The following is an 8,413-nucleotide window of genomic DNA, read 5'->3' on the forward strand; positions in this document are numbered from 1 at the left end:
CAGGGTTTTGTGAGCGCCGCAAATCCTTGTGGGAGCTGGCTTGCCAGCGATGGAGCCCTGACTGACGACACGGATCTCCAAATCAGCCGTACGGAAGCCTGTTATGCGTTGCCTGTTGTTCGCCTGTCTGTTGCTCGGTTCCCTGCCCGCCTTCGCCGTTGATCGCTTTCAGGTCGAAGGCTATGCGCTGCCCAACGGATTACAGCTGTTGCTCAAACCCGGCACTGAACGCGGGCATGTGGCGATTCGTCTGGTGGTCGGCGTCGGCCTCGACGATTTCGATTGTGATGAAAAAGAGCTGCCGCACCTGCTCGAGCACCTGTTGTTCAGCGGTGTCGATGCCACCGGCGAAGGTGGCCTTGAGGAGCGCATGCAGGCGTTGGGCGGTGAGTGGAACGCGTTCACCAGCAACGCCGACACCACGTTCGTCATCGAAGCCCCGGCGAAGAATCAGCGCAAAGTGCTCGACTTGCTGCTCGGTCTGCTGACCCAGACCCGCATTGACGACAATGCGATCAACGCCGCCAAGCGCGTAGTCGAGCGCGAGGACGGCGGCCATTACACGCGCCTGCAACGCTTTCTCGACCGCCAGGACCTGGGCCACACCGCCAGCAATCAACTGGCGGTGGAGCTGGGCCTGAAATGCCCGCAACGCGCCGAGGTCGGGCACCTGACCCAGGAGCAACTGGAGAAGGTGCGCAAGACCTGGTACGCGCCGAACAACATGACGCTGATCGTCGTCGGTGAACTCGACAAACTGCTGCCGGCCTATCTGGAACGCACTTGGGGCGCGCTCGAAGCGGTGGATCCGGCCGAGCACCGTGAGCTGCCGGACATCCGCACCAGCGCCGCCCATGAGCGCACCCTTACCCGCGGCTTCATCGGCGACAGCGCCAAGTTGCACTGGCTGGTGCCGGAGCCGATGCTTGACGATCAGTACGACGAGACTTTCGACATCCTCAAGGACTACCTCGACTGGGCACTGTACCGGCAGATTCGCCTGAACCATGGCTTGTCCTACGGGCCGTGGGCCGAGCGCGAAGTGTTCGGCGGGGTCGGTTTCATGAGCCTCAATGCCGATGTCGATCGCGATGATCTCGTCGAGGCCAGACAGGTGCTGGAAGACCTCAAGGCCGACCTGCTGAAAAACGGCCTCGACCCCGACACCTTCGCCCGGATCAAACAGGCCGCCATCGCCCACCAGGCCTGGGCGGTACAGGGCAACAGCGCGATGGCAGACTACTACTGGAGCGCGCTTGGCGATTACGAGGACGGGCGCTTTGCCAACCCTGCCCGCGAGCTGCAAGGCGTGACCCTGGAAACGGCGAACAAGGCCATGCGCGAGTTGCTGTTGCAGCCGGGGTATCTGCGAATCGAAAAGCCGTTGCTCAGTGATGATGAAGTTTTGTGGCTGATTGCCGGTGGTCTCGGGGTTCTGCTATTGATCTTGGTCGGCTGGCGCCTGCACCGCCGGGACAAACACAAAGACGAAGGATGAAGAGAATCCTGTGGCGAGGGAGCTTGCTCCCGCTGGGCTGCGAAGCAGACCCAATACCGACGACTCAGATGTTTCAGGAACACCGCGCACTGAGGTTTTGCGACTGCTGCGCAGTCGATCGGGAGCAAGCTCCCTCGCCACAGAAATAAGAGGCTTTACTGACCGGGAGCCTCGCCACCTCGCCCGGCGGACGGTACTCTGTCGAGGTTTCTCCCTATCCAGTCGTGAACCGCCACCATGCAGAAAATCCCCCAGCTGATCCAGCGCATCCTCGAATTGATGAAGCGCTATCCCGGGGTCATTGCGCTCGGCGGTTTCATCTCCGGGGTCGGCAGTTTCATTTTGGTCGATCGCCAGCAAGGGCTGGCGAGCTGGATCACCATCATCATGCTGCTCAGCTGGATCTGGCTGATGCTGGAAAACACCCTGACCGGGCTGTTCACGCGCATCTTCAAGCGGGAAATCCCCCAGCCGCTGCTGCGCTACGCGACGCAGATGATCCACCAGGAAAGTCTGTTTTTCGTCCTGCCGTTCTTCTTCATCACGACTACGTGGAACAGCGGCCAACTGATCTTCACCGGCCTGCTGTGCATCGCCGCGCTGATCTCGATTGTCGACCCGCTCTACTACAAATGGCTGGCGCCACGGCGCTGGGCGTTTCTTGCGTTGCATACCCTGACCCTGTTCGCCGCCCTGCTCACCGCGCTGCCGGTGATCATGCACCTGACCACCGCGCAGAGTTTCAAATGGGCACTGGGTACGGCGGTGGTGCTGTCGTTCCCGAGTCTGGCGTCGATCTTCCCGATCCGCACCGTGCGCAACGCGTTGGCCATTCTGTGCATCACCGTCGGCATCGGCGCGGTCGGCTGGACCCTGCGCTCGTGGGTGCCGCCGGCGACGCTGTGGATGACCGACGTAGCGATCAGCACGCAGTTGCAGGACCGCACGCCTGGCGCCAGCCTCGACGAGGTCAGCGCCGAGCAGATCCGCAACGGCGGTCTCTACGCCTACACCGCCATCAATGCGCCGCGCGGGCTGGATGAACGCATCTACCATGTGTGGCAGTTCGACGGCAAAGAGGTCGATCGCATCGCCCTCGACATCCACGGCGGGCGCAAGGAAGGCTACCGCGCCTGGACGCACAAGCAGAACTTTCCCGGTAACCCGGCGGGCAAGTGGCAGGTGCGGGTGCTGACTGAAGACGGTCAGGTGATCGGCGTGCTGCGTTTCAAAGTGACAGACAGCACAGCGATCAAAGAAAAGTAATCCGGTTCGTGCTATTACGTTAGTTCGCTTAATAGCCGAACAAGCACGGAGCTTATGATCAGCAGCTCAATGAGCGGTAATGCCCAGCTGGACACGTCAATCAGCCCTGCCCGCCTGCGGGTTTCCGGGGACTGGACGCTTGCCCATTACGCCGAGCTCAAGCACCTGACCGAACAACTGACCGGCCAGTACGACGCCAACACCGTGGTCGACCTCAACAGCCTCGGTGCCCTCGACACTGCAGGCGCTTCGTTGCTGGTGGAGCTGCTCGGTTCCGAGCGTCTGGGCCGCTCCGCCGAACACCCCGACTGTACGATTTCCCAGGCTGACCGCGCGCTGCTGCAAACGGTGTATCGCTCGCTGACCGACTTCTGTGTGCCGATCAAGGAGCCGGAAGTCAGCGTCAGCGTGCAATTGCTGACCCGCATCGGGCGCGCGGTGGAAACGGTCTGGCAGGATACCCTGCAAGTGCTGGGTTTCATTGGCCTGATCCTCGAAACCATTGCCCGCAATCTGCTGCGGCCCAAGCGCTGGCGCATCACCCCCGTCGTCGCCCACATCGAACAGACCGGCCTCGACGCCGCGCCGATTGTGGCGCTGCTGACCTTTCTGGTGGGCGCGGTGGTGGCGTTTCTCGGTGCCACGGTGCTGGCCAGTTTCGGTGCGACGATCTTTACCGTCGATCTGGTGGGTTTCTCCTTTTTGCGCGAGTTCGGTGTGCTGCTCACGGCAATCCTGATGGCCGGACGCACCGCCAGCGCGTTTACCGCGCAGATCGGTTCGATGAAGGCTAACGAAGAGATCGACGCAATCCGCACCCTCGGCCTCGATCCGATGGAGCTGCTGGTAGTGCCGCGGGTATTGGCGATGCTGGTGGCGCTGCCGATGCTGACGTTTCTGGCGATGCTCTGCGGGATCATTGGTGGCGGCGTGGTGTGCGCGGTGTCGCTGGGGATTTCGCCGGCGATGTTCCTCTCGCTGTTGCAGAGCGACATCGGCATTCAGCACTTTCTGGTTGGTCTGGTCAAAGCGCCGGTGTTTGCCTTCCTGATTGCGACCATTGGTTGCCTGGAAGGCTTCAAGGTCAGTGGCAGCGCCGAATCGGTCGGCGCGCACACCACGTCCGCCGTGGTGCAGTCGATTTTCGTGGTGATCGTACTCGACGCGGTGGCTGCGCTGTTCTTCATGGAGATGGGCTGGTGAGTCGTTTACCCCGTGCGCCCTCGGAGGCGGTGATCGAAGTCCGTGGCCTGTGCAATCGCTTTGGCAGCCAGAGTGTGCACGAGAATCTCGATCTGGATTTGTACAAGGGCGAAATCCTCGCCGTGGTCGGCGGTTCCGGCAGCGGCAAATCGGTGCTGCTGCGCAGCATTGTCGGCCTGCGCCGGCCCAGCGAAGGCAACGTAAAGGTGTTCGGGCAGAACCTGCCGAGCCTGTCCGAGCATGAGCGCTCACTGGTCGAGCGGCGTTTCGGCGTGCTGTTCCAGAAAGGCGCGCTGTTTTCCTCGCTGACGGTGACCGAGAACGTCGCCCTGCCGCTGATCGAACACGCCGGTCTGAGCCGCAACGACGCCGAGCACCTGGCGGCGGTGAAGCTGGCGCTGGCCGGGCTGCCGCTGTCGGCGGCGGACAAATACCCGGCGTCGCTGTCCGGCGGGATGATCAAGCGCGCGGCGCTGGCCCGGGCCCTGGCGCTGGATCCGGACATCCTGTTTCTCGACGAGCCCACCGCCGGCCTCGATCCGATTGGCGCGGCGCAGTTCGATCAACTGATCCTGACCCTGCGCGATGCGCTGGGCCTGAGCGTGTTTCTGGTGACCCACGACCTCGACACGCTCTACACCATCACCGACCGTGTGGCGGTGCTGGCGCAGAAGAAGGTACTGGTCGCCGGTCCGATCGACGTGGTCTCGGAAACCGATGACGGGTGGATTCACGAATACTTCCACGGCCCGCGTGGCCGCTCGGCGCTGGACGCCGCCAAATTGCTCAACGAGGTCTGACATGGAAACCCGAGCCCATCATGTGTTGATCGGCCTGTTCGCCGTAATTGTCGTGGCGGGCGCCCTGCTCTTCGGTCTGTGGCTGGCCAAGTCCAGCGTCGACAGCGAGTTCAAGGATTATGAAATCGTCTTCAATGAGGCGGTCAGCGGTCTGTCCAAGGGCAGCCCGGTGCAGTACAGCGGGATCAAGGTCGGTGACGTGGTCAGCTTGCGCCTCGACCCGAAAGACCCGCGCCGGGTGCTGGCGCGGATTCGTCTGGGTGGTGACACCCCGGTCAAGGAAGACACCCAGGCCAAACTGGCGCTGGCCGGGATCACCGGCACTTCGATCATCCAGCTCAGCGGCGGCACTCCGGAGAGTCCGAAACTGCGCGGACACGACGGCGAATTGCCGACCATCGTCGCGGCGCCCTCGCCCATTTCCCGGCTGCTTAATGACAGCAACGACCTGATGACCGGCGTCACCGCCCTGTTGAACAATGCCAACCAGATGTTTTCCCCGGAGAACGTCGAGCGCGTCAGCAACACTCTGGCGCATCTGGAACAGACCACCGGTTCGATCAACGATCAGCGCGGCGACTTGCGTCAGGCCATGCAGCAACTGGCGAGCGTCGGCAAACAAGCCGGCAGCATGCTCGAGCAAACCTCGGCACTGATGCGCAACGCCAACGGCCTGCTTAACGATCAGGGCAAGCAGGCGCTGGGCAGTGCCGAGCAGGCGATGAAGTCGCTGGAACAGAGCAGCGCCACCATCAACGGCCTGCTGAGCAAAAACCAGAACTCCCTCGACAACGGCCTGCAGGGCCTCAATGGGCTGGCGCCGGCGATCCGCGAACTGCGCGAAACCCTGACCTCGCTGCGCGGCATTTCCCAACGCCTTGAGGCCAACCCCAGCGGCTACCTGCTGGGCAGTGACAAGAACAAGGAATTCACCCCATGAAGCTGACTCACTTCGCCTTTCTCGCCAGTTTTACCCTGCTCTCGGCGTGCTCGATCCTGCCCAAGGCCGAGCCGTCGGACGTCTATCGCCTGCCCGCTGAGCAAGCGCCCGCCCCGGCCAGTTCGGCGGCGACCCAGCACTGGTCGCTGCGCCTGAACAAATTGCAGGCCAGCGAAGCGCTGAACCGGCCGAACATCGCGGTGATTCCACAGGGTGACGTGATCAGCAGCTACAAAGCCTCGCGCTGGAGCGATCCGGCGCCGGTGCTGGTGCGTAATCGGCTGCTCGATGGTTTTGCCCGCGATGGTCGGGTGACATTGCTCAGCACCGATGACAGCAACTTCGCTGCGGATCTGGAACTGGGCGGCAACTTGCAGGCGTTTCAGACCGAGTATCAGGGCAATCAGGCCAGCGTCGTGGTGCGCGTCGATGCGTTGTTGGTGCGCGGCTATGACCAGAAGATTCTCGCCAGTCGGCGCTTTGAAGAGCGCCAACCGCTGAGCGATGTGCAGGTGCCAGCGGTCGTTGCCGGGTTTGGACAGGCCAGTGATCGGCTGACGGCCAAGGTTGTTGCGTGGGCGGTAGATCAAGGCCAGAAAGTCGCCCTTCAGAGACCCTGATCGATCAACATTGCTTTTGTGGCGAGGGAGCTTGCTCCCGCTGGGCTGCGTAGCAGCCCCATCTTTCAGGGCCGCTTCGTGCCCCGGCGGGAGCAAGCTCCCTCGCCACAGAGAAATTGGTTGCCCGAAGCTCTTGTGGTTAGCCGAAGAACCAGTAGCACACGCCAATCGCGCCGAGCACGCCGGCCAGTTCGGCCAGCAGCGCGCATCCAACGGCGTGCCTTGCGCGCTGGATCCCCACCGCACCGAAATACACCGCCAGCACATAGAACGTGGTTTCGGTACTGCCCTGCACCGTCGCCGCCACCAGCGCCGGGAAGCTGTCGACGCCGGAGGTCTTCATGGTCTCGATCAGCATCGCCCGGGCGGCGCTGCCGGAGAACGGTTTGACCATCGCCGTCGGCAGCGCGTCGACAAAACGCGTGTCCCAACCGGCCCACTGCACCAGATGGCGGATGCCGTCCAGGCCAAAGTCCAGCGCTCCGGATGCGCGCAGTACGCCAATCGCACAGAGCATCGCCACCAGATACGGCAGCAGGTTCCTGGCGACGTCGAAGCCCTCCTTCGCGCCCTCGACAAACGCCTCGTAGACCTTGACCTTGCGTAATGCGCCGATCACCAGGAACAGCATGATCAGGCCGAACAGCGTCAGGTTGCCAAGGATCGACGACAGCCCGGCCAGCGCCGTGGCCGACATCGTCGCCAGCAACGCCATGAAGCCGCCGAGGATCAGTGCGCCGGGAATCAGATAAGCCAGCACCACCGGGTCCCAGATGCGCAGGCGTTGCATGAACGCCACCGAAAGGAAGCCGACAATAGTCGAGCAACTGGTCGCCAGCAGAATCGGCAGGAATACCAGGGTCGGATCCGGTGCACCTTGCTGGGCGCGGTACATGAAGATGGTCACCGGCAACAGGGTCAGGGACGAGGCGTTGAGTACCAGGAACAGGATCTGCGCGTTGCTGGCGATGGTCGCGCTGGGGTTGAGCTCCTGCAGCGCTTTCATGGCCTTGAGGCCGATCGGTGTGGCGGCGTTGTCCAGGCCCAGGCCGTTGGCGGCGAAGTTCAGGGTAATCAGACCGAGCGCCGGGTGCCCCGCCGGGACTTCCGGCATCAGCCGCAGGAACAGCGGGCCCAGCACTTTCGCCAGCCACTCGACGATCCCGGCTTTTTCGGCGATGCGCAGAAAGCCCAGCCACAGGGTCAGCGTGCCGAACAGCAGCACCATGACCTCGACCGAGAGCTTGGCCATGGCGAAAATGCTTTCCACCATCGCCGCGAAAATCCCGGCGTTGCCGCCGACCAGCCACTGCACCAGCGCAGATATTGCTGCCACGACGAAGAAGCCAAGCCACAGGCCATTAAGCATCAGTCAAATCCCCCGGAAGATGCGGCGAATGATAGCGGGGTCGCCAGAAACGACAAACCCCGGATTGCGCCGGGGTTTGTCGGTAAGGCTTGCCTCAATCACCTGTAGGAGCTGCCGAAGGCTGCGATCTTTAAAAGCAAGATCAAAATATCGCAGCCTGCGGCAGCTCCTACAGAGGTTCAGCGATCAGTTCTTGGAGATTTCGCCAGCCGGCAGTTTTTCCTTGCTGCGCCAGTGCGGCAGGGAGTTCCAGTAGCGCTGGCCCTTGGCGTCGTCGTACATGCCTTCCCAACGTGCGATAACCAGTACCGCCAGGGCGTTGCCGATCACGTTCAGTGCGGTACGGGCCATGTCCATGATGCGGTCGACACCGGCGATGAAGGCCAGGCCTTCCAGCGGGATACCAACGCTGCCCAGGGTCGCCAGCAGCACCACGAAGGACACGCCCGGTACGCCGGCGATGCCTTTGGAGGTGACCATCAGAGTCAGCACCAGCAGCAGTTGCTGGCTGATCGACAGGTCGATGCCGTACAGCTGGGCAATGAAGATCGCTGCGATCGACTGGTACAGGGTCGAACCGTCGAGGTTGAACGAGTAACCGGTCGGCACCACGAAGGAGCAGATGGCTTTTGGTGCGCCATAGGCTTCCATCTTCTCGATGACGCGTGGCAGCACGGTTTCCGAGGAGGCGGTGGAGTAAGCCAGGACCAGCTCATC

The 8,413-nt window shown here is 62.5% G+C and carries 8 protein-coding genes; 6 read left to right on the forward strand and 2 right to left on the reverse strand.

Annotation, left to right across the window (positions count from 1 at the left end; translation table 11 throughout):
* The first annotated feature begins 103 nt into the window (after positions 1-103).
* The 6 genes from HT737_RS15935 (at position 104) to HT737_RS15960 (ending at position 6,327) form a co-directional block, all read left to right on the forward strand.
* Positions 104-1,498: a pitrilysin family protein gene (locus HT737_RS15935; RefSeq protein ID WP_182403225.1), complete on the forward strand. Its 1,395-nt coding sequence runs from the start codon at positions 104-106 to the stop codon at positions 1,496-1,498.
* A 237-nt stretch (positions 1,499-1,735) separates the two neighbouring features.
* Entirely contained in the window at positions 1,736-2,764 is a 1,029-nt protein-coding gene (locus tag HT737_RS15940; protein ID WP_182403227.1) for a DUF5924 family protein, read from the forward strand.
* 54 nt (positions 2,765-2,818) lie between these two features.
* On the forward strand, positions 2,819-3,967 hold the full coding sequence (locus HT737_RS15945) for an ABC transporter permease (protein ID WP_047297443.1): 1,149 nt from the start codon (positions 2,819-2,821) through the stop codon (positions 3,965-3,967).
* Positions 3,964-4,767, forward strand: coding sequence for an ABC transporter ATP-binding protein (locus HT737_RS15950; RefSeq protein WP_182403229.1), 804 nt, complete (start codon positions 3,964-3,966; stop codon positions 4,765-4,767). The genes HT737_RS15945 and HT737_RS15950 overlap by 4 nt, the downstream gene beginning before the upstream one ends.
* A 1-nt stretch (position 4,768) precedes the next feature.
* Positions 4,769-5,707, forward strand: coding sequence for an MlaD family protein (locus tag HT737_RS15955; RefSeq protein ID WP_145593892.1), 939 nt, complete (start codon positions 4,769-4,771; stop codon positions 5,705-5,707).
* The gene (locus HT737_RS15960; protein WP_182403231.1) at positions 5,704-6,327 is read left to right on the forward strand and encodes an ABC-type transport auxiliary lipoprotein family protein; all 624 of its coding nucleotides are present in this window, start codon (positions 5,704-5,706) and stop codon (positions 6,325-6,327) included. Before HT737_RS15955 ends, HT737_RS15960 begins: the two co-directional genes overlap by 4 nt.
* 139 nt (positions 6,328-6,466) lie before the next feature.
* Here the strand turns inward: HT737_RS15960 and HT737_RS15965 are convergent, their stop codons facing one another.
* Positions 6,467-7,696, reverse strand: coding sequence for a nucleoside recognition domain-containing protein (locus HT737_RS15965; RefSeq protein WP_041073662.1), 1,230 nt, complete (start codon positions 7,694-7,696; stop codon positions 6,467-6,469).
* Positions 7,697-7,882: 186 nt separating this feature from the next.
* A partial coding sequence (locus tag HT737_RS15970) for a cation:dicarboxylate symporter family transporter (RefSeq protein WP_182403233.1) occupies positions 7,883-8,413 on the reverse strand: 531 nt, incomplete at its 5' end.

The sequence above is a fragment of the Pseudomonas sp. MD195_PC81_125 genome (assembly GCF_014060985.1).
Lineage (GTDB): Bacteria > Pseudomonadota > Gammaproteobacteria > Pseudomonadales > Pseudomonadaceae > Aquipseudomonas > Aquipseudomonas parakoreensis.

Excerpts from the sequence above, each read along its gene's own strand:
- HT737_RS15935 (WP_182403225.1), top strand. The coding sequence starts at position 104 with ATGCGTTGCCTGTTGTTCGCCTGTCTGTTGCTCGGTTCCCTGCCCGCC.
- HT737_RS15940 (WP_182403227.1), top strand. The coding sequence starts at position 1,736 with ATGCAGAAAATCCCCCAGCTGATCCAGCGCATCCTCGAATTGATGAAG.
- HT737_RS15945 (WP_047297443.1), top strand. The coding sequence starts at position 2,819 with ATGATCAGCAGCTCAATGAGCGGTAATGCCCAGCTGGACACGTCAATC.
- HT737_RS15955 (WP_145593892.1), top strand. The coding sequence starts at position 4,769 with ATGGAAACCCGAGCCCATCATGTGTTGATCGGCCTGTTCGCCGTAATT.
- HT737_RS15960 (WP_182403231.1), top strand. The coding sequence starts at position 5,704 with ATGAAGCTGACTCACTTCGCCTTTCTCGCCAGTTTTACCCTGCTCTCG.
- HT737_RS15965 (WP_041073662.1), bottom strand. The coding sequence starts at position 7,696 with ATGCTTAATGGCCTGTGGCTTGGCTTCTTCGTCGTGGCAGCAATATCT.